The following is a 20,555-nucleotide window of genomic DNA, read 5'->3' on the forward strand; positions in this document are numbered from 1 at the left end:
TGTCCCGGAAAACGAAAAAGCCGCCGGGCTCTGCGGCGCAGGAGCCCGGCGGCTTTTTTGGTAGACTTTTGGTAGACCTGGGGAAATTTTCCGGCAAGCGATATCGGCGGTAATGTCAGGCTGGACACTGCCGGCCAGTGTGGTCAATGGTATACTCCCCGGTGAGGATAATCTGGGAGATAGGCACAAAGGTATAGCCCTCCTGGAGAAGGGTCTGGATTATGATGGGCAGAGCTTCCGGGGTATGCAGGGCGGCATTATGGAAGAGGACGATAGAGCCCGGCTGAACCTTTCCGGTGACTCTCTGGATAATCTCGCCGGCGGACAGATCCTTCCAGTCCAGGCTGTCTACGTCCCACTGAATCGGCTCCATACCGATGGAGCGCACAGCGCTGACAGATTTGTCGTCGTAATCGCCGTATGGCATACGGACCAGGGTGGGGCGCGCGCCGGTGACCGCCTCAATCTTGTCGTTGCAGGCGTTCAGATCGGCCACCACCTCCTCGGCGGACAGTTGGGGGTAGTGGGCGTGGGTGTTGGAGTGGTTCATCACCTCATGCCCGGCGTCGTGGAGAGCCTTTACCGACTCAGGAAATTTGTCCACCCACTGGCCCACCACAAAGAAGGTTGCCTTCACCTTGTACTGCTCCAGGATATCAATCAGCTGCTGGGTGTCCTCATTCCCCCAGGCGGCGTCGAAGCTGATGGCCACCAGCTTTTGATCCCGCTGGACGCAGTATATGGGCAGCTGCCGGGCGGCAGAGGAGGCCCCGATGGCAGCGGGGTAGTTGACCACATAGAACATCATTGCCGCCGCGCACAGACAGGCCAGCGCCGTCCACCACTTTTTCCCGATAAAAAAGACTTTCATTTGTTCCCGCTTTTTGCTCATAGCTCAAATCACTCCCATTTTAGAATCGGCGGCCCGCCGCAGCTGGGCCTTGGTGATAATTATTTATATGAACTGCGGACCGGGAACATGTTCTCACCATTCATGAAAGGGACGGCCAGATTCCCCTTTACTTTTTTCTCTCGCTCATATATAATAAGCTGACGAAATGGAAGGTGTGGGAATGTTATGCTTCAATTTGATGAATATAAGGTAAAGCTGAACAACCTGACTCCGATGCTCCGGGAGCTGGCCCAGGCGCTGGACCTGGAGGGGGCGGAGCGGGAGCTGGACATGCTCCAGGCCGAGTCCGCCGCCGACGGCTTCTGGGACAACCTGGCCAAGGCCCAGAAGATTCAGCAGCGCATCAAGAACCTCCAGGACAAGGTGGACAGCCAGAACAGGCGCCAGGGCCAGTGGGATGACCTGATGGCCCTGTGTGAGATGGGCAACGAGTTTGAGGACGAGAGCCTGATCCCCGAGCTGGAGGAGGGCTTCGCCGCCCTGGAGTCCAGCATGGAGTCCGCCCGGCTGGAGACCCTGCTCACCGGGGAGTACGACCGCTCCAACGTGATTCTGACCATCCACCCCGGAGCCGGGGGCACCGAGGCCCAGGACTGGGCCCAGATGCTCTACCGGATGTACACCCGATGGACCGAGCGCCGGGGCTTTACCTACCAGATCATGGACTACCAGGAGGGGGACGAGGCGGGCATCAAGTCGGCCACCATCATGATCGAGGGGGAGAACGCCTACGGCTACCTGCGGGGGGAGCACGGCGTCCACCGGCTGGTGCGGGTGTCCCCCTTCGACGCCAACGCCCGGCGGCAGACCTCCTTCGCCTCGGTGGAGGTCATGCCCGACCTGCCCGAAGATATAGAGGTGGAGATCCGCCCTGAGGACATCGAGATGCAGGTCTACCGGGCCTCTGGCGCCGGCGGACAGCACGTGAACAAGACCTCCTCCGCCGTCCGGCTCATTCACAAGCCCACCGGAGTGGTGGTGGCCAGTCAGCAGGAGCGCTCCCAGTTCCAGAACAAGGATAACTGCATGAAGATGCTCCGGGCCAAGCTGGTGGAGATGCAAATGCAGGAGAAGGCGGAGAAGATCTCCGATCTGAAGGGCGTGCAGCTGAAAATCGAGTGGGGCAGCCAGATCCGGTCCTATGTCTTTATGCCCTACCAGATGGTGAAGGACAACCGCACCGCCTTTGAGACCAGCAACATCAACGGCGTGATGGACGGCGACCTGGACGGATTTGTCAACGCCTACCTCACCGCCGAGGCCACCGGAAACTGGGCAACAAAATAGAACGTTTTTGCTTTCTTGTCCTCCACAGAGAAAAGCCTCATTTGCCTCTTTAAGAGAAAACCCCCAGTCAGCTTCGCTGACAGCCCCCTTATGAAGGGGGCTTTTTTCGTCCTACTGAAAATCTTTACAAAACCCCCTTGACTTTTTGCGTGTCATCATCTATAATAAACGCGTGTCAGAAAGTAGGTGATGATTTGAGCCCACGCACAGGGAGACCAAAAGCGGAGAACCCCAAATGTGTCAATTACAGCATCCGGCTGGATGTTGGAACGGAGCAGCGTCTGCGGGCATATTGTCAGGAGCACAATATCACCCGCGGCGAGGCGATACGTCAGGGGATCGAGCTGCTTTTGGGTGAAGAAAAATAGAGTGCTGGCGGCCCTAAGAAAGTACACCAACACTCTATAACACCAAACCCGGAGGAATGGCAAATCTGATTATGCCACACCGCCGGGGAAAAATCAAGGAGGAAAAATATGAATATACAGGCGCAATTACTTGATTTGGACGTAACGCCCGGACTCTCCGACAGCAGCTGGATGCCTGCCTGAGCGCGGCGCGGCAGTAATTTGTTGACTTTTCACAGGGGATGTCGTATGATAGAGGGGACGATTGGAGGGATTTTTGATGAACAAACGACGTTGGAGCACCCTTCTGCTGGCCTTCCTGTTGCTGCTCCCCCTTGCGGCCTGCGGCAAAAAGGAACCTGGCAGTGCCTCCTCCGCCCCTGACAGTGCGTCCGGCTCCGAGAAGGAGCCCGACATCTCGGCCATCGCCCCGGTGGAGCCGGCGCCCTACACCGGCCCTGTCAACCCCCTCACCGGCGAGCCGGCGGAGGAGGGTCTGGCCGCCCGGCGGCCCTACGCCGTCATGCTCAACAATCTCCGCAAGGCCCTGCCCCAGGTGGGTGTGTCCAAGGCGGACGTAATCTATGAGATCGTGGCCGAGGGGGGCATCACCCGGATGATGGCTGTGTTCCAGGACCTGGAGGGGGTGGGTGACCTGGCCTGTATCCGCTCCGCCCGGGACTACTATGTCAGCTTGGCCGTGGGCCACGATGCCATCTACATCCACGCCGGAGGCAGCCCCCAGGCCTACCAGGCATTCAAGGACCTGAAGACCTCCAACATCGACTTTGTCAACGGCCCCTATGGCAAGATGTGCTGGCGGGACCCGGACCGGAGGAAAAGCGCCGGACTGGAGCACTCCCTGTTCACCTCCAGCGAGAAGGTGCTGGAGCAGCTGCCCGAAAGGTTTGCCCGGGAGCACAGCGACGGCTTTGAGGTGGGCTGGACCTTCGACCAGGAGGCCCCCGCCGGGGGCCAGCCGGCCGCCCGGCTGACGGTGCCCTTCTCCAGCTACAAGACCGGCCATTTTACCTATGACGCGGCCTCCGGCGAGTACAGCATCGAGCAGCACATCGACAAAAAGGACATCCCCTATGTGGACGGCGGGAACGACGCCGACGTCACAGTAAGCAATGTTTTGGTGCTGTACACCGACGTAAACCGGGTCAAGGGGGACGACAAGGGCCGCATGGCGGTGCGCACCACCGGCAAAGGGGACGGCCTGCTCCTCCGGGACGGCCAGCTCTATGAGATTACCTGGGAGCGGGACAGCGAGAGAGCCTGCTACGCCTTCCTGGACAGCTCGGGGAAGCCCATTCCCCTGGCTGTGGGCCGCAGCTACATCAACATCGTGGGCACAGGCGCCGAGGTGACCTGGGAATAAACATAAAAGTCCGCCGGAAGAACCCGGCGGGCTTCTTTCACTGCTCCGGCCTCTGGACGGCCCAAATCAAGGCCCCGAAGCCGCAGCCACCCAGGATATTGCCGATGGTCACCGGGAGCAGATTGGCGAGGAGTCCGCCCAGATTCAGGGCGGACAGGTCTGTCCCTGTCTCCACGGCCAGCCGGGCGCAGTCCGGAATGGCCGCCGCCAGCAGCCCGGCGGGGATGTAGTACATATTAGCCACGCAGTGCTCAAAGCCGCCGATAACAAAGAAGCTCACCGGCACGAAGGCCCCGACGGCCCGGCTGGCTACACTCTTGCCGCACAGGGAGCACATCACCCCGGCGCACACCAGAATGTTGCACAAGATTCCCAGCACCACCCCCCGGCCAAAGGGCAGGACACACTTGCCGGCGGCGGTGCGGATGGCGCAGGCCCCCAGGGCGCTGTTGGAGAAGGTCCCGCCGTAAACCACGGCGGCCGCCAGCAGGGCCGCCCCGACGAAGTTGCCCAGATAGACAATCGCCAGATTCCGGAGCATCCCGGCCAGAGAGGCCTTCCGCTCCAGCAGAGAGATGGTAATCAGGCAGTTGCCGGTGAACAGCTCCGCCCCAGTGATAATGACCATAATCAGGCCGAAGGGGAAGAGCAGACCGCTCATCACCCGGGCCAGAGAGGGGTTGTCCAGTCCGCAGGAGGCGATGCCGGAGACCAAGCCGCCTCCGCCGATGAAAAATCCCGCCAGCACCGCCGCCAGGAACAGCCTGACGGTGCTGTTGGCGCATTTTTTTGCCCCGATCTGGGCGTAAGCGCTGACAAATTCCCCCGGACTCAGCATAACCGTTCCTCCTCTCTCCTTTCAGCACAGCCCCAGCAGATGCCGTGCCTCTCCAATCATATACAGCGACCCGCAGACGCACACCGCGCCATCCGGCCCGGCCGATTCCAGAGCCCGGTCCAGCCCCTCCCGGAGGCCTCCGCAGGGGGCGGCCTTGACTCCCTGGCCCTCCAGACAGCCCGCCAGCGCCCCGGCGGGCAGGGCCCGTGGGCTGTCGGGGGTCAGGGTGAAAAACTCCCTTGCCAGGGGCAGCAGCGGCCCCATCATGGCGGTGTGGTCCTTGTCGGCCAGCACGCCGGTGAGAAAGACCAGCTTCCTCTCCGGGTACAGCTCCCCCAGCGCCCCGGCCAGAGCCTCCATGCACTGGGGATTGTGGCCTCCGTCCAGGATGACATCGGGAGAGCGGCGGACCAGCTCCATCCGCCCGGGCCACCGGGCCCGCTCCAGCCCCCGGAGGACGGCCTCCTCCGGAATATCCCAGCCCCGCCACTGGAGGACATTCACCGTCTCCAGCACCACGGCGGCGTTGCGGACCTGGTGCTCTCCCAGCAGGGGGATGTGGTAGGGCCCCTTGTCCCGATAGGTGAAGCTCTGCCCCTCCAGCCCGGAGGACAGCACCTCCGGATTCACAGTCAGCGCCAGACCACTATAGTAGGTATGACAGAGATACTCAAACAGGGAGTAGATGCTGCAGCCCTGCTCGTAGAGGACCACATAACAGCCCTCTTTCATGATCCCAGCCTTTTCCGTGGCGATTTTGACCAGGGTGTCCCCAAGCAGCTCGGTGTGCTCCAGGCCGATGCGGGTGATGACCACCGCCTCCGGGGCGTCGATAACGTTGGTGGAGTCCAGCCGCCCCCCCAGCCCTGTCTCCAGCACCACGATATCGCACTCCGCCTCCAGAAACCAGACCATCCCGATGGCAGTCATCAGCTCGAACTCGGTCTCGTCCTCCGCCTGCTCCAGCACCCGCTCCGTAAGCGCCCCGAACGCCTCCTCAGGAATGGGGGCTCCGTCCACCTGAAACCGCTCCCGGATGCTCCACAGGTGGGGGGAGGTGTACAGGCCGGTTTTCAGCCCCGCCTGGGTGAGCACCGAGGCCAGCATGGCGGCGGTGGAGCCCTTGCCGTTGGAGCCGGCGATGTGGACGAATTTCAGCCTCTTCTGGGGGTCGCCCAGCCTGCCCAGCAGCCGGCGGATGCGCTCCAGCCCCGGCTTCCGGCCCGTCCAGGCCCGTCGGCGGATCAGCTCCTCTGCTTCCCGCTCTGTCATGATCCTCTCCCCCTTCACTCCGTATAGCGCAGCACTCCGCTGCGGCGCAGGCTGTGGACCAGGGGCATGCAGATGGTGGCAATGATGACGGCGGTACACGTCCCGCTGACAAAGCGGGCCGGCACCCACAGGGCGGCGGCGGCGAAGGAGGTGCGGTTGAACAGACTGTCCAGCCACATCCCGGCGGTGTTGCCGATGGTAGTGAGAATGGCGCCGATGACGCACACCACATAGCAGACCACCGGCCGGGACTCCAGCCTTGTCCCGGACCGGCGCAGCCACACCGCCGCGCTGCCCACCACCAGAGCCCGGATGGCGGGGGGCCAGATCCAGATAAAGGTAGTGGGCATCAGCCCATAGGGCCCGATCACCTGGATGATAAACTCCCCCAGAACGGCCACCAGCACCCCCTCAAGGGGGCCGAAGAGCATGGCGGCCAGCACCACGGGCAGAGAGCCGAAGGACAGCTTGAAGAAGGGGGTCTGGATGCTGATGGTCATGGTCAGCAGGACCATCATGGCGGTGAGCAGGGCTAAGGCGCACAGGGTGTGGGTCAGCTTCTTTTTTTGTGTGGTTGTCATAATAATACGCTCCTTTCACGGCGTTGACGCCACGAAAGGAGCGTGCTCCCCCATGGCAGCGGAATGCGGCACAGCATCGCGGGCTGTAAAAACCCTTCGTCCGCCGGCAACTTCCCGTCCGGTCGGCACTTGACGCACTGGGCCTACTCTGTCAGGTCGTGTTTATTGTTGTGTTCAGTCCTCCGTAAATTCAAACAGCTCCTCTACCGCCGCATGAAACACCTTTGCGATATCCATTGCCAGCTTCAGCGACGGATTGTATCTTCCGTTTTCCAGATGTACGATGGTCTCACGTCTGGCGTGTACCAGCTCCGCCAGCTCGCTCTGTTTCAGTCCCGCTTTTTCCCGATATTCCTTGACCTTTGTTTTAAGGGCCATATCAGACTCCCCTGCTGTCCGTCGCGCAGAGTACCGCGGATCAGGTCACAGGCTGTCTCAGACCCCTTTACTGTCCATCACGGAAAATATGATGAACCGTATCACAGCCAATGCCAAAATCACGCCCACCAGGGCATAGCCCGCCGCTGTGCCGTCGATGGCCTTGACGGCGCAGGCAAAGGCGATGACAACGGCGGCAGCCGTCATGATTTTCAATCCGATAGCGTCTGTTCTGCGCAGATTTTGAATTGCCAGCTCGTCCTCTTCCTCTTTGCTGTACTTGTAAATACGGCCTGCCTGCATCGCGAAAAATACAATGGTGAATATAAAAACCGTATTCTGGACGGTCTCATAATATGCCTGCCAGTCCCGTCTGGCCCACATCCAGTAGTAGCAGACCAGGAGCACCGCGTAAATGATTTTTGTCCCCACAACTTCCTTCAGGGTGACCTTTGACTTCATGTGGCATTCCTCCATGTGATATATTTTTAACTCTTGCCGGCGTTATAAATATATCACTGGCTATTCGCCTTGTCAACCGAAAATGTGAGATATTTTTAACTTTAAGCGGGCCGCCTTTTCCGTCAGCTGTACCGCTCCATAACCGCCTCATAGACCTCGTCGGCGATTTTCCAGTATTGCTCCACCAGCCCGTCCGCCTCCCGGTTCATCTCCTCGGCGCAGGTCCGGTCCTTCATCGGCTTGGTGTTCACCTTCAAATTGAGCCACGCCCCGTACAGGGCGCTCCAGCAGAAAATCACCCCGGTGCCCACATCGGAGAGGACCATGGCGCTGCCCTTGTCCAGCAGCTCCCGGTGCAGCTCGATGGCCCGGCAGCTCAGCCGCAGCAGCTCCATGGGAGGCTGGGCTGCGGCGCGCAGGCAGGCTTCCATGACCTCCTCCCGCTTGGGGTCGTCCTTTGGGATGGCGTAGGCCCGGGACAGGGGCTCGAAAGCGGCGGCGTCCTCCTCCACCAGCTCCAGCAGCCGCACCCGCAGCTCCTCCGCCTGGGCCAGGACGGCCTTCACGTCCTCCTCCACATCGGCGTATTTCTTCTTGCCCACGGTGTAGTTGGCCACCATAGAGCACAGGGCCGCCCCCAGGGCTCCCACCAGGGCGGAGGCCCCGCCGCCGCCAGGGACCGGGTTCTTGGCGGCCAGAGCCTCGGCAAAGCCGGCGCAGGATTTTTGGGTTAAATTCCCCATATCTGTCCCTCCTTTGTAGGGCGGGACGACTCGGCCCGCCGTGTTAACGGGAGTATTCTATCACAGTTCGGCGCGCCGGGGTCGTCGCGCCCTACATTCCGTACCCGGGGCAAAGCCATCAAAACAGCCCCGTGATCTTCCCGTTCTCGTCCACGTCGATTTTCTCGGCGGCGGGGACCTTAGGCAGGCCGGGCATGGTCATGATATCGCCGGTGAGGGCCACAATAAAGCCGGCCCCGGCGGAGACCTTCAAATTCCGGACGGTGACCTCAAAGCCCCTGGGGGCCCCCAGCAGGGCGGGGTTGTCGGAGAAGGAGTACTGGGTCTTTGCCATGCAGATGGGCAGGCTCCCGAAGCCCAGTCCGTCGAGCTGCTGGGCCTGCTTTTTAGCGTTGGTCGTGAGGACCACCCCGTCCCCCCGATAGACCTTCCTGACGATGTCCTCCAGCTTCTTCTCAATGGAGTCCCCAGTGTCGTAGGAGAAGCGGAAGTCCTTGGGCTCCTCGCAGAGGCGGACCACCTCCTGGGCCAGGGCGGTGCCGCCCTCGCCTCCCTTGGCCCACACCTCACTAAGGGCCACATTGACCCCCAGCTGACGGCATTTGGCCTCCACCAGGTCCAGCTCGGCCTTTGTGTCGGTGGGGAAGGCGTTGATGGCCACCACGCAGGGCAGGCCGTAGACGTTCTTGATGTTGTCCACATGCTGGAGCAGATTGGGCAGACCCTTCTCCAGGGCCTCCAGATTCTCCTGGTTCAGCTCGGCCTTGGCCGCCCCCCCGTGGTGCTTCAGGGCCCGGACGGTGGCTACCATCACCACCGCGTCGGGGGAGAGCCCCGCCATGCGGCACTTGATGTCCAGGAACTTCTCCGCCCCCAGGTCGGCGCCGAAGCCCGCCTCGGTGACGGCGTAGTCCCCCAGAGCCAGGGCCATGCGGGTGGCGGTGACCGAGTTGCAGCCGTGGGCGATGTTGGCGAAGGGGCCGCCGTGGATGAAAGCGGGGGTGCCCTCCAGGGTCTGGACCAGGTTGGGCTTGAGGGCGTCCTTCAGCAGGGCGGCCATAGCCCCCTCGGCCTTCAGGTCGTAGGCGGTGACGGGCTTGCCCTCGTAGGTGTAGGCCACGATCATCCGGCCCAGCCGCTTTTTCAGGTCGGGGATGTCGTCGGACAGGCAGAGCACCGCCATGATCTCGCTGGCCACGGTGATATCGAAGCCGTCCTCCCGGGGGACGCCCTGCATCTTGCCGCCGATGCCGTCAATAATGTGGCGCAGCTGGCGGTCATTCATGTCCACGCACCGCTTCCAGGTGATCTGCTTGACGTCGATGCCCAGGGCGTTGCCCTGTTGAATGTGGTTATCCAGCATGGCGGCCAGCAGATTGTTGGCCGCGCCGATGGCGTGAAAATCGCCGGTGAAGTGGAGGTTGATGTCCTCCATGGGCACCACCTGGGCATAGCCGCCCCCGGCCGCCCCGCCCTTGATGCCGAACACCGGCCCCAGAGAGGGCTCACGCAGGGCCACCACGGCGTTTTTGCCGATCTTCCGCAGGCCGTCGGCCAGGCCCACAGTGGTGGTGGTCTTGCCCTCGCCGGCGGGGGTGGGGGTAATGGCGGTGACCAGAATCAGCTTGCCGTTGGGCCTCTTGTTCTCCCGCAGCAGGGCGTAGTCCACCTTGGCCTTGTAATTGCCGTACTGCTCCAGATACTTCCCGTCCACACCGGCCAGCCCGGCGATCTCGGTGATGTGCCGCGGGGTGTGCTCCTGGGCAATCTCGATATCAGATTTGATGCTCATCTGTGCCGTCCTCCTGTCCTCTGTTGTATTTGCGTTTCCCTCAGCTTCTCCCATTATATCCCACAAATCCCCCTGAGTAAATCCATTTTTCGAGAAAATACACAGGGGATTTTTGTTGCTTTAGCACAACTACTTCCCAACAAAGACCATCACGCTCCGGGCCCGGACGGTGACCTGCCGCCCGGAGACGGGCGCCTCGGACTGCTCGGCCTGCCAGGTATCCACCGCCCGGGTCCAGCACATGGAGGCGGGCAGCTCGGGCAGGGTGACGCTCAGGTCCTCCCACCAGGCGTTGGAGGCCACATAGACCACCTGAGGCCCGGTTTCCCGCTCCCAGCCGGAAAACATGACGCCCACATAACGGTCGTGGCTGTCGAACCCCCCGTTTCGCCAGGGGTGGACTCCGTGGAAGCTGACCTCCGGAAGGCCGTTGGCCCCGTCCCCGGTTTTGGCCCGCACCACCCGGTGCTTTTTCCGGAAGCGGATCATGTATTGGAAGAAGGCGAACATATCCCGGTTGGCCTCCAGCCGGCTCCAGTCCAGCCAGGAGATGATGTTGTCCTGACAGTAGGCGTTGTTGTTGCCGAACTGGGTGTTGCAGAACTCGTCCCCAGCCAGGAACATGGGGATGCCCCGGGAGCACATGAGCAGGGCGAAGGCGTTGCGGCACATCCGCTTGCGCAGCTCGTTGATCTCCGGGTCCTCCGTCTCCCCCTCGGCGCCGCAGTTCCAGCTGTTGTTGTCGCTCGCCCCGTCGGTGTTGCTCCAGCCGTTGGCCAGGTTGTGCTTGCTGTTATAGCTGAACAGGTCCCAGAGGGTAAAGCCGTCGTGGCAGGTGATAAAGTTCACCGAGGCGTTGGTCCGCCCCTGGCTGCCGTAGATGTCCTGAGAGCCCAGCAGACGCAGGGCCGCCCCCTGGGCCAGCCCCTCGTCCCCCTTGAGGTAGCGGCGGATGTCGTCCCGGTAGCGGCCGTTCCACTCCGCCCAGCGGTTCCAGGAGGGGAAGGAGCCCACCTGATACAGCCCGCCCGCGTCCCAGGCCTCAGCGATGAGCTTCACGTTGCCCAGGATGGGGTCGAAGGCCAGGGACTGGAGGAGGGGGGGCGCGCCCATAGGGGAGCCGTCCTCACTGCGGCCCAGGATGGAGGCCAGATCAAAGCGGAAGCCGTCCACCCGGTAGGTGGTGACCCAGTAGCGCAGGCAGTCCAGAATCATCTGCCGGACAATGGGGTGGTTGCAGTTCATGGTGTTGCCGCAGCCGGAGAAATTGTAGTAGTACCCGTCGGGGGTGAGCAGGTAATAGATGTTGTTGTCAAAGCCCTTGAAGGAGAAGAAGGGGCCGTGCTCGTTGCCCTCGGCGGTGTGGTTGAATACCACGTCCAGATAGACCTCGATCCCCCGCTGGTTGCAGGCCCGGATCAGCTGCTTGAGCTCGTTACCCTCCCGGTTGAACTCGGTGCTGGCGGCGTAGCTGGTGTTGGGGGCGAAAAAGCTGACGGTGCTGTATCCCCAGTAGTTGTAGAGGGTTTTGCCGTCATGCTCCCGGTAGTCCTGCATCTCGTCGAACTCGAAGATGGGCATCAGCTCAATGGCGTTGACCCCCAGCTGCTCCAGATAGTCCAGCTTCTCCATAATCCCGGCGAAGGTTCCCGGATAGAGCACCCCGGAGGAGGGGTCCCTGGTGAAGCCCCGGACATGGAGCTCATAGATAATCAGGTCCTCCATGGGGATGAGGGGCTGGGGCATATCCCCCCAGTCGAAGTCGTCCTTCACCACCCGGGCCTTGTAGTGCTGGCCGAAGGGGGTCTTGGAGCCCCACTGGCTCTGCCCGGTGACCGCCTTGGCGTAGGGGTCCAGCAGGTACTTGGTCTTGTCGAAAATCAGGCCCTTCTTGGGCTCATAGGGGCCGTCCACCCGGTAGGCGTACTCAAACTCCTCAATATTCAGCTTGAACACAATCATGGAGTATACGTTGCCGATGCGGTAGTGCTGGGGGAAGGGGAGCACGGCGAAGGGCTCGTCCTGCTCCCGCTGGAAGAGAAGCAGCTCCACCGAAGTGGCCCCGTGGGAGTGGACGGTAAAATTGACGCCGCCAGGGATGGCGGTGGCGCCGTTGATCTCATAGAAGCCCGGCCGGACGTCAAAACCGGCGATGTGGTCCAGCGGGACCAGATGGATGGAGCGGGGCAGACCCAGCTGAACACTTTGCTCCGCCGGCTGGGCAGACTTGGGCGAAGGAGCGGCTTGCTTCATGAACATATCCCCCTTTTTTAAAAACAGATAGTGAATTATATCACATCTCAACAGATTCGTAAAGCCGTTTGACTGCCCTTTCCGGCTATTGCACAATCCCCTGGAAGGCCTTATAATCAGAGTATAAAAACAGAGAGGATGAGCGCCATGATTGAATTGATCGGATATCTGGGGTCCGCTTTGGTGGTGGTCTCCATGCTGATGTCCTCGGTGGTCAAGCTGCGGGTCATCAATACCATAGGCAGCGGAATCTTCGCGGCCTATGCGCTGATGATCCAATCCTACCCCACAGCCCTGATGAACGTCTGTCTGGTGGCTATCAACATTTACAATCTGGTGAAGCTGAAGCAGCCGGAGCGCAGCTACAACCTGGTGAAGGCCTCCCGGCAGGACGCCCTCCCGCGCTATCTGCTGGACTACTACCGGAGGGATATCCAGAAGTTTTTCCCGGGCTTCTCTGAGAAGAGCGCCCAGGGGGATCAGCTGTATCTCGTGTGCTGCGGCGGAAACCCGGCGGGCATCCTGCTGGCGGAGGAGACGGAGCCGGGAAGCCTGCGGGTGGCGCTGGATTACTCCACTCCCACCTACCGCGACTGCTCCATCGGGGCCTACCTCTACGCAAGGCTGCCCGCCCAGGGGGTGCACACCCTGATTTTCAGGGAGGAGGCCTCTCAGGCGCACGAGGCCTATCTGCTCAAAATGGGCTTTGTCCGGGAGGAGGGTGCCTACATCAAGCGCCTGGACCCCCTTCCGTAAAAGGGTGCGTCCGGCAGAGGGAAAATGCGGGCTGACCCGGCCTAAAACAGCTTGACATCGCAGTAAAAATATACTATTGTTATTTTACAAAATTCAGGTGCTCCTCCGCTCCCGGCATGAGGCAATAAACAACGCAAGTAGGTGAACGACAGAGATGGTGAACTTTGTTATCGGGCTGGAGTGCTTTGCGATCTGTTTAACCTTTGTTGCCCTGATCCTGCTGCTCAACGGAGACGGGGCCCGGGAGCAGAAGCTGCTGATTTTCATCATGTGCGGCACGCTGGTGCAGAATGTGGGCTATCTGCTGGAGCTGACCGCCCCCGCCGTGGAGGCCGCCGTGACGGCGGTGACGGTGGAAAACGTGGGCTCGGCCTTCGTCCCCCTGTGCTACTGCTGGTTTACCTATACCTACTGCTATGCGCGCCCGCCCAAAAGACTGCTGTGTGCCCTGGGCATTATCAACGCCTTCGTGCTGCCCACAGTATTTTTTAATTGGAACGGCCTGTTTTACCGGGAATTTCAGTGGCTGTCCACGGCGGACGGATTTCAGTACATCAGCATCTCCTACGGTCCGCTGTATACCCTTTTTATGTTTACCCGCATCATCATCCCCTATGTGCTCTCGATACATACCCTGATTCGGGCGGTCCGGGGCCGGTCGGACCATCAGGTCAGCCGGCAGTACTGGACCATTCTCGGCATCTCCTCTCTGCCTGTTGTGGTGCTTGCCGCCTATGTGTTCAAGCTTGTGGCGGTGTTTGACCTCACCCCGCTGACGCTGGCCATCTCCATGTCCATGGTGGCCATTGTGGTCTGGAGCCGGCGCAACTACGATTTCCGCCATCTGGCGGCGGAAAAGGTGCTGGAGAGCCTGGGAGACGGCGTAATCGCGCTGGACGACCACGACAGATTGATCAGCTATAACCGGGCTGCCGCCCACATCTTCACCACCCTGCCCTCCCACAAGCTGGGCGAAAACATCCGGGTGCTGGAGGACTTCCGGGAGGAGATGCTCAACGAGAACGTCCCCTGGAGCTTTTCCATCAACGGCCAGCACTATGAGAGCCACAGCAAGCAGATTGTGGATGATAACGGCCGGAAGCAGGGCTGCGTCATCCTGATTCTGGACATGACCGACATCAAGGCATATATCAATGAGATCAAGCGGGTGAGGCAGCAGGCGGAGAAGGCCAACATCGCCAAGAGCGAGTTTTTGGCCAACATGTCCCACGAGATCCGCACCCCCATGAACGCCATCATCGGTCTGAACGACATCATCATGGAGGAGTGCGCCGACCCCCGGATTTACGCCCACGCCAAGGATGTGAAGTCGGCGGCCAGAAACCTGCTGGCCATCATCAACGACATTCTGGACCTTTCCAAGGTGGAGGCGGGCAAGATGGAGCTGGTGTATGTGGATTATCACCTGAAAACCGTGGTCGGCGAGGTGGTGGGCATGATGGATATGGCCGCCTCCAAGCAGGGACTGCTGCTGAAATACGAATGCGACGAGACCCTCCCCTGCCGCTACAACGGCGACGAGGGGCGGATCAAGCAGATTTTGATCAACATCCTCAGCAACGCCATCAAGTTCACCAAGGAGGGCCATGTAAAGGTCAGCGTCACCGGCGGTCCGGGTTCGCGGGAGGACGAGGAGCTGATTTCCTTCCGGGTGGAGGACACCGGCTGCGGCATCCGGGAGGAGGATCTGGAAAAAATCTTTGAGGACTTCCGCCAGGTAGACTCCAAGAAGAACCGGAGCGTGGAGGGGACCGGCCTGGGGCTGGCCATTGTCCGGCACCTGGCGGAGCTGATGGGGGGGACGATAAGCGTGGAGAGCGTCTACGGTCAGGGGACAGTGGTCTCCATCACCATCCCCCAGAGGATTGTGGACCGGCGGCCCCTCTCGGAGGTCCCGGAGGTCTTGCAGACAGAGCTGGAGCACATCGAGACCTTTACCGCCCCTGATGTGAAGGTCCTCATCGTGGACGACAACGTGATTAACCGCAAGGTGGCCCGGGGCCTTTTGAAGGGCTATGCGTTCCGCCTTGACGAGGCCGAGAGCGGGCTGGAGGCCATTGAGCTGGTCCGAAAAAATCGGTATGATATTATTTTTATGGATCATATGATGCCTGTGATGGACGGCATCGAGGCGGCGGGCATCATCCGCGAGGACTGCGGCGAGAACGGGGCCGCGCCGGCTATCATCGCGCTGACCGCCAACGCCATGGAGGGGATGCGGGAGCAGTTCCTGAGCCGGGGCTTTCAGGACTTTATCCCCAAGCCCCTGGACCGGAAGGAGCTGGGACAGCTGCTTACCCGCTGGATTCCGGAGGAGCGCCGGCAGGCTGCCGGGAGCAAGGAGGAGGCCCGCAGCGCTCTGGACCCGGACATGTTCCCCATCGAGGGGATCGACATAGAGGCCGCCTCCCGGTACTACGCCGGCGACGAGGTGGGCTTTGCCAATCTGCTGGAGCTGTACCATATGGACGGCCAGCGCAAGGCCAAGCTCCTGTATGAGCTGGCCCGCTCTGACATCGAGCGCTACTGTGTGGAGGTACACGGCCTGAAGAGCGCCTCGGCCAACATCGGGGCGATGGAGGTCTCCGATATGGCCCGTGCCCAGGAAAACGCCGCCTCCAAGGGGGACCAGGCATTCATTGAGCGGCAGCTGCCCACCCTGCTGGAGGCCTATGAGGAGCTGCTGATGAATATCGGGCTGTTCCTGGAGCGGCGGCACCAGAATGACCCCCGAGAGGAGAAGCGCCCCTCTCTGCCCGACCAGGAGCTGAGGGAGCGGGTGGAGGCGGCTCTGAATGAGCTGAGGAGCTTCCGGTCGCAGGAGTGCGCCGGCACGGTAGAGGCCATCCTGCGCCACGCCCTGCCCCGGGATGTGGAGGACAGCCTGAAGGAAATACAGGGACAGCTGAGGCTGTATGAGGACGACAATGCGGAAGCACTGCTGGAACAGCTTTTGCGTAATCTTGAAAAGGAAGAAGGCGAGGCATAATGAAACCAGGAAAAGAGGACAATAGAAAGCGTATCCTGGCGATTGATGATGCGGCAATCGTTTTGAAGCGGATCACGGATGCTTTGGAGGACTATTATGATGTGGTCGCTGTGAACACCGGCTCCCGGGCCCTGCGGTATCTGGAGACGGAGAAGCCTGACCTGATTCTCCTGGATATCCGCATGATGCCGAAGGACGGCTTTGAGACCCTCCAGGAGATTCGGAGCATGGAGGACAGGGCGGATATCCCGGTGATTATGCTCACCGGCGTAGAGGACAAAAACGCAGTTGTGGAGAGTATCAGGCTGGGAATCCGCGACTATATTCTAAAGCCCTTTTTTCCAGACGACCTGCTGGATCGGATTCAGCGGGTTCTGGGGTCCAGCGAGGAAAATCAGGGCCAGCCGTCTGGAGGGGAGCCGCTATGAATACTGCCATGACCAAGGAGGCCCTGGAGCAGATACTGGATCAGGCCCTCCAGGACGTGACAGAGCGCACCGCCGGTGTGCGCCTGCGCCAGGACGATCAGCCGCCAGGGGAGGACCTGTGCACGGTCCATATCACCTTCGACAAGGGGTTCAACACCAGCCTTACCCTCTGCGCCGACAAGAGCCTGCTGGCCCGGATGGCCCGCAACTCCTTCCATGAGGACGCGGTATCCCTTGAGGATCTGGAGGAGTTCAGCAAGGAGTATCTCAATGTGCTCTGCGGAAAGGTGACAGGGGCGATGTATCGGGCGACACAGATACCGGCCCATTTCGGACAGCCCACATTTTATCGCGGGCGCTATGAGCCGGAGGGGCAGGAGGTACAGTTTATCCTCACCTACTCCGATGAGCACTGTGAGGGCGCGCAGCTGATTCATCACGTGCCCTGTTCTCAGGAGGACAGGGCCGGTTCGGACGAGGCCTGATGAAAGGGAGTATATCAGATGAGCAAAAGAATTATGGTCGTGGATGATTCCCGGCTGGTCAGAGTCCAGCTGGAGGACACGCTGAAAGGGACCGACTATGTGGTCGCGGCATACTGCCGCAGCGGCGAGGACGCCATTGAGCAGTACGCCGCGGTGGCCCCCGACCTGGTGACGATGGATATTATTATGCAGGGCATGGACGGGTTGGACGCCGCGGAAATTATCCTGAAAAATCACCCAGACGCAAGGATCGTCATGGTCTCATCCCTGGCATATGACGACACCTATGAAAGGGCCAAGGCCATCGGGGCCAGGGGCTTTATTGATAAGCCCTTCCATCAGGAGCAGCTGTTAAATATTTTTGAACAGGCCCTGAAATAAAGAGGCACTATCTCACATCGGCGGTAAACACGCCGCTGACATGGAGAAGGAGGCGGCAGCCCTCGTTTTTCTCGGCGAAAAGGCCGCACTTCCCCCTCACTTCCATTAAATGTATGGAAATGTACCACTTTTCCTCCTTGCACACGGTAATTGAGAGCGGAAAAAGGCTCCTTTTGAAAGGAGCTGTCGGCGAAGCCGACTGAGGATTGCGTCCGCGAAGCGGACATACGGAGTAAACAAGGTTTGCGCCTGGCATGTAGGGGCGCACATTGTGCGCCCGCCGTTAACAGGCCGGGTCCGAAAAAGCGGGCGGACAATGTCCGCCCCTACAGAGGGCTCTGAGCCCTCGCATACTTCGTATATTTTGCTTCGCAAAATGCAATCCTCCGCCCCAGTTTGCGAACTGGGGCACCTCCTTTCGAAAGGAGGCTTTTTTCGTTCTCAAGACAATTTAAGGAGGAACGAACAATGAACGCAACAACCAACTACCAGCTCAGCCAGTGGGGGGCGGAGGACCGGGTTCTGCGCACCGACTTCAACGCCGACAACGCCAAAATTGAGGCCGCCCTGTCCGGGCTGGAGGCCCGGGTGGCCCTGCTGGACCGGGCGGTGCCCAGTCTGGCGTTCTACCTGGGTCAGCTGGCTATTACCGATCTGTCGAAGAACCGAAAGAACATGCCGCAGAGGAGCATGCTGTATGAGGACTTCACCATCCCGGGCTTCTGGACACTTACCGGAAGCGCACAGATTTCTGACGGCATGCTGCAGGTGATTGGTGCCGGGAATACCGGCGCTGCGAAATCCACCAGCTTTTCCATTGGCTATAAGGAAAAGGCATTGGCAAAGCTGTGGATGCACCGCCCCCAGGACAGCCCCAGAGTGACCCCTCAGCTCAATGGAGTTGAGATGAAGTATACCGGCTCCTACTTGGGCATTTCGGCCTCTGGCGGAGGCAGCGGCTGGAATGATGAATTTACCCTGGAGTGCCAAAATGTCACCTCCGTCCAGATTACTCTGCCTCTGGACACTCAGGACAAGGACTTTATTAAAATCCACGACTACGCCCTGTTCTTCTTCTGAGAACAGGGGAACCCCCCGGGCAAAGGCCCAGGGGGTTCTTCCTATTTAGGGATTGTGATCCTTAAGAATCAGGCCTGATCCTGTGCAAAGTCGATGTCCTTGATGCCCGCAGTGCAGGTCCAAGCGACCTTGTTGGTATCCTTCATCGCGCCGGTGTTTTTCAGGTCGTCAACCTGATTCGTATCCGCGGTGATGTCGTTGGGCTTGCTGGGTACGCCGTAGATGAAGAGGGTGGTTCCACTCTTCACGAAGCCCTCCGCAGAGCCGTCGGTAGAACTGGCCACGATCGTCTGATCGGTTCCAACGTCGCCGATCTTGGTCTGATAGCATACTTCGCCAGTGGTCACACCAGTTGTGGTGAAGGTGATCTTGATGCCCATGTACAGATCAATATCATCGGTGCTAGTCTTGCCGTCATAGGCAGCAGCAGCGTTTTTCGCGTCGCCGACCAGAGACAGGACAGTGGTGCCCTTCTCGGTGTTCGCAACGCAGGTGAGCAGAGCCGAACCTGCCTCGGAAGCCTTGACGTAGTTCTTCTCGGCAGTTACAGCCTCGCCGCCCACGGTGGCAGTGATGCCATCGTTCAGGGTGACCTTCACAGCGGCGGTCAGGGTGACCACCTTGGCGGCGTAGTTGTCACTGGTCACATCAGCGCCGGGCTTGGTGGCGTCCTCAATAAGGCCGGTGCCCTTGCCGCTCTTAACAGCAACCTTCAGCGGGGTGCCGAGGACCACAAAGTCAGTAGCAGTGGTGACCGCAGTGTCGTCAGCGGCGATCTTGACATCCACATCAGTTGCGGTAGTGGTGAGCTGGACAACGGGCTTCAGCCAGCTCTCGGCGCTCAGACTGCCGGTGTCGGCCGCGCTGGCCTTGTTGGTGGAAGTCTTCACAGTATCGTCGTCAGTGAAGATACCGTAGCCGCTGGCGGTGACGCCATCCTTCAGAGTGGCCTTCAGGGTGGTGCCGGACGCGGTGTAGATCACGCCGTTCTCGGTGTCGTTCTCCTTGATCTTGGCCGCCTCGGTAGCGTCATTGCCCTCCACGGTCAGAGCTGTCGCATCATAGTGGATGGTGATAACCGCATTGGCGCTCGCCAGATCAACAGCCTCGTCCAGGGTCATGTTCTCATCTACGGTAAGCTTAATGACCTTGTTAGAGTCAATGACCAGAGGCTTGCCGTTCACATAGTAGGCGCCAGCAGTGAGGCCGCTGTTCTTGATCTGAACAGTAGTGCCCTCCTCAACCTCAACGGTCAGATAGCTACCATCGATATTGGTGACTTCCTTGATCTCCAGCTTCTCAGTACCGGCAGCATTCCAGACCTCGGTCTTGGTCTTGTCAGCCAGGTTGGTGCCCTTCAGGGTCAGGAGGACCTTATCCTTGCTGTCATCAACCTTGATGTTCACAGCCAGGCCCTCGTCGCCGGAAACAGTGATGGTCCAGGTGTTGCCATCAGCATCCTTTTCAATGGTCTGATCGCCGACGGTGACGATGTACTTGGCACCGCCCATGGTGATCTTGACCACATCGCCGTCCTCGACCTTGTCGCCGCTCTGCGCAGCATTACCATTGATGGTGATGACGGTGGGAGTCTCGCCGGTAACAACCAGCTTGCCGTCTGCCTGGGCAGCGCTGGTGATGATCTCGATCTTAGCGCCCTCCTTGGGCAGGTTGGCAAAGACATTGCCGTCCTTATCGGTCTTAATGTAACCCTCGACGACAGTGGTGATCAGGTTGTTGTCGTCGTCGTAGACCTTGATGGAGGTAATGGTCTTGCCGCCGGTCAGGTCCACCTTGGAGAGGTCGAGCTTGGTCCAGCTGTAGTCGTCGTTGTTGGAGACCAGGCTGCGCTCATAGTAGTGCTTCTCCCATCCGCCGGTCGCCTTGTTCACCGCGTTGTACCACAGGGGCCGAACCACGATGTAAACGATGCGGGCGGTGGTGTAGTCCTTCTCGGAGGCGTTGCTGCTCTTGGCCTTGACCACAACGGCCACGGTCTCCATCTGGACGTTCTGCTCGTTGACATCCTTCTGGATGTTCTTCTCGGAGGTAATCAGGCCGTCCTTCATGTCGGACAGACGGCCGACAGTGATGTTGTCCAGATTGTCGTCGGCGTCATACTCCACCAGGACGATCTGAGTGGGATTGTCGCCGCCCTCGGTGTC

The 20,555-nt window shown here is 60.2% G+C and carries 19 protein-coding genes and 1 riboswitch; of the genes, 9 read left to right on the forward strand and 10 right to left on the reverse strand.

Annotated features, from left to right (window positions below; genetic code table 11):
* Window positions 1-115: 115 nt before the first annotated feature.
* A complete protein-coding gene (locus D1641_RS16245; RefSeq protein WP_243149430.1) occupies window positions 116-892 on the reverse strand; it encodes a polysaccharide deacetylase family protein in 777 nt (258 codons plus the stop codon).
* Window positions 893-1,078: 186 nt separating this feature from the next.
* On the opposite strand from D1641_RS16245, the gene prfB reads away from it, so the two are divergent.
* From prfB to D1641_RS16260, 3 genes are all read left to right on the forward strand, one after another.
* The gene (gene prfB / locus D1641_RS16250; RefSeq protein ID WP_160667572.1) at window positions 1,079-2,200 is read left to right on the forward strand and encodes a peptide chain release factor 2; all 1,122 of its coding nucleotides are present in this window, start codon (window positions 1,079-1,081) and stop codon (window positions 2,198-2,200) included.
* Between the two features lie 194 nt (window positions 2,201-2,394).
* Complete coding sequence (locus D1641_RS16255) at window positions 2,395-2,568, forward strand: CopG family transcriptional regulator (protein ID WP_160667574.1); 174 nt, start codon at window positions 2,395-2,397, stop codon at window positions 2,566-2,568.
* 259 nt (window positions 2,569-2,827) lie between these two features.
* A complete protein-coding gene (locus D1641_RS16260) occupies window positions 2,828-3,931 on the forward strand; it encodes a DUF3048 domain-containing protein (protein WP_160667576.1) in 1,104 nt (367 codons plus the stop codon).
* 37 nt (window positions 3,932-3,968) lie between these two features.
* On the opposite strand, the gene D1641_RS16265 is transcribed toward D1641_RS16260, so the two are convergent.
* The 8 genes from D1641_RS16265 to glgX form a co-directional block, all read right to left on the reverse strand.
* Window positions 3,969-4,769 (reverse strand): formate/nitrite transporter family protein, encoded by an 801-nt coding sequence (locus D1641_RS16265; RefSeq protein ID WP_160667578.1) that lies wholly within the window; start codon window positions 4,767-4,769, stop codon window positions 3,969-3,971.
* Window positions 4,770-4,790: 21 nt separating this feature from the next.
* On the reverse strand, window positions 4,791-6,041 hold the full coding sequence (locus D1641_RS16270) for a folylpolyglutamate synthase/dihydrofolate synthase family protein (protein ID WP_160667580.1): 1,251 nt from the start codon (window positions 6,039-6,041) through the stop codon (window positions 4,791-4,793).
* 14 nt (window positions 6,042-6,055) lie between these two features.
* Window positions 6,056-6,622, reverse strand: a complete 567-nt coding sequence (locus tag D1641_RS16275; RefSeq protein WP_160667582.1) for a folate family ECF transporter S component — start codon at window positions 6,620-6,622, stop codon at window positions 6,056-6,058.
* A 54-nt stretch (window positions 6,623-6,676) separates the two neighbouring features.
* Window positions 6,677-6,775, reverse strand: a riboswitch (THF riboswitch).
* Between the two features lie 21 nt (window positions 6,776-6,796).
* Window positions 6,797-7,000: a helix-turn-helix transcriptional regulator gene (locus D1641_RS16280; protein WP_160667584.1), complete on the reverse strand. Its 204-nt coding sequence runs from the start codon at window positions 6,998-7,000 to the stop codon at window positions 6,797-6,799.
* A gap of 57 nt (window positions 7,001-7,057) precedes the next feature.
* Entirely contained in the window at window positions 7,058-7,462 is a 405-nt protein-coding gene (locus D1641_RS16285; RefSeq protein ID WP_160667586.1) for a hypothetical protein, read from the reverse strand.
* Between the two features lie 122 nt (window positions 7,463-7,584).
* Window positions 7,585-8,205 (reverse strand): cyclodeaminase/cyclohydrolase family protein, encoded by a 621-nt coding sequence (locus D1641_RS16290; RefSeq protein WP_160667588.1) that lies wholly within the window; start codon window positions 8,203-8,205, stop codon window positions 7,585-7,587.
* Window positions 8,206-8,323: 118 nt separating this feature from the next.
* Window positions 8,324-9,997 (reverse strand): formate--tetrahydrofolate ligase, encoded by a 1,674-nt coding sequence (locus D1641_RS16295; protein ID WP_160667590.1) that lies wholly within the window; start codon window positions 9,995-9,997, stop codon window positions 8,324-8,326.
* Between the two features lie 129 nt (window positions 9,998-10,126).
* A complete protein-coding gene (glgX, locus tag D1641_RS16300) occupies window positions 10,127-12,250 on the reverse strand; it encodes a glycogen debranching protein GlgX (RefSeq protein ID WP_243149431.1) in 2,124 nt (707 codons plus the stop codon).
* Window positions 12,251-12,397: 147 nt separating this feature from the next.
* Between glgX and D1641_RS16305 the strand changes: the two genes are divergently transcribed.
* The 6 genes from D1641_RS16305 (at window position 12,398) to D1641_RS16330 (ending at window position 18,390) form a co-directional block, all read left to right on the forward strand.
* Window positions 12,398-13,006: a YgjV family protein gene (locus D1641_RS16305; RefSeq protein WP_243149432.1), complete on the forward strand. Its 609-nt coding sequence runs from the start codon at window positions 12,398-12,400 to the stop codon at window positions 13,004-13,006.
* A gap of 154 nt (window positions 13,007-13,160) precedes the next feature.
* Window positions 13,161-16,016, forward strand: a complete 2,856-nt coding sequence (locus D1641_RS16310) for an ATP-binding protein (RefSeq protein ID WP_160667596.1) — start codon at window positions 13,161-13,163, stop codon at window positions 16,014-16,016.
* Complete coding sequence (locus tag D1641_RS16315; protein WP_160667598.1) at window positions 16,016-16,444, forward strand: response regulator; 429 nt, start codon at window positions 16,016-16,018, stop codon at window positions 16,442-16,444. Before D1641_RS16310 ends, D1641_RS16315 begins: the two co-directional genes overlap by 1 nt.
* Window positions 16,441-16,929 carry a hypothetical protein gene (locus D1641_RS16320; RefSeq protein WP_160667600.1) on the forward strand — a complete coding sequence of 163 codons (489 nt, stop codon included), beginning with the start codon at window positions 16,441-16,443 and terminating at the stop codon, window positions 16,927-16,929. The genes D1641_RS16315 and D1641_RS16320 overlap by 4 nt, the downstream gene beginning before the upstream one ends.
* An 18-nt stretch (window positions 16,930-16,947) precedes the next feature.
* Complete coding sequence (locus D1641_RS16325; RefSeq protein WP_243149433.1) at window positions 16,948-17,310, forward strand: response regulator; 363 nt, start codon at window positions 16,948-16,950, stop codon at window positions 17,308-17,310.
* A 468-nt stretch (window positions 17,311-17,778) separates the two neighbouring features.
* A complete protein-coding gene (locus D1641_RS16330) occupies window positions 17,779-18,390 on the forward strand; it encodes a hypothetical protein (protein ID WP_160667602.1) in 612 nt (203 codons plus the stop codon).
* Window positions 18,391-18,458: 68 nt separating this feature from the next.
* Here D1641_RS16330 and D1641_RS16335 read toward each other — a convergent pair.
* The coding region (locus D1641_RS16335; RefSeq protein ID WP_160667604.1) for a hypothetical protein at window positions 18,459-20,555 on the reverse strand (2,097 nt) is incomplete at its 5' end.

Origin of the sequence: Colidextribacter sp. OB.20, assembly GCF_009911595.1 — a bacterium.
GTDB lineage: Bacteria > Bacillota > Clostridia > Oscillospirales > Oscillospiraceae > Lawsonibacter.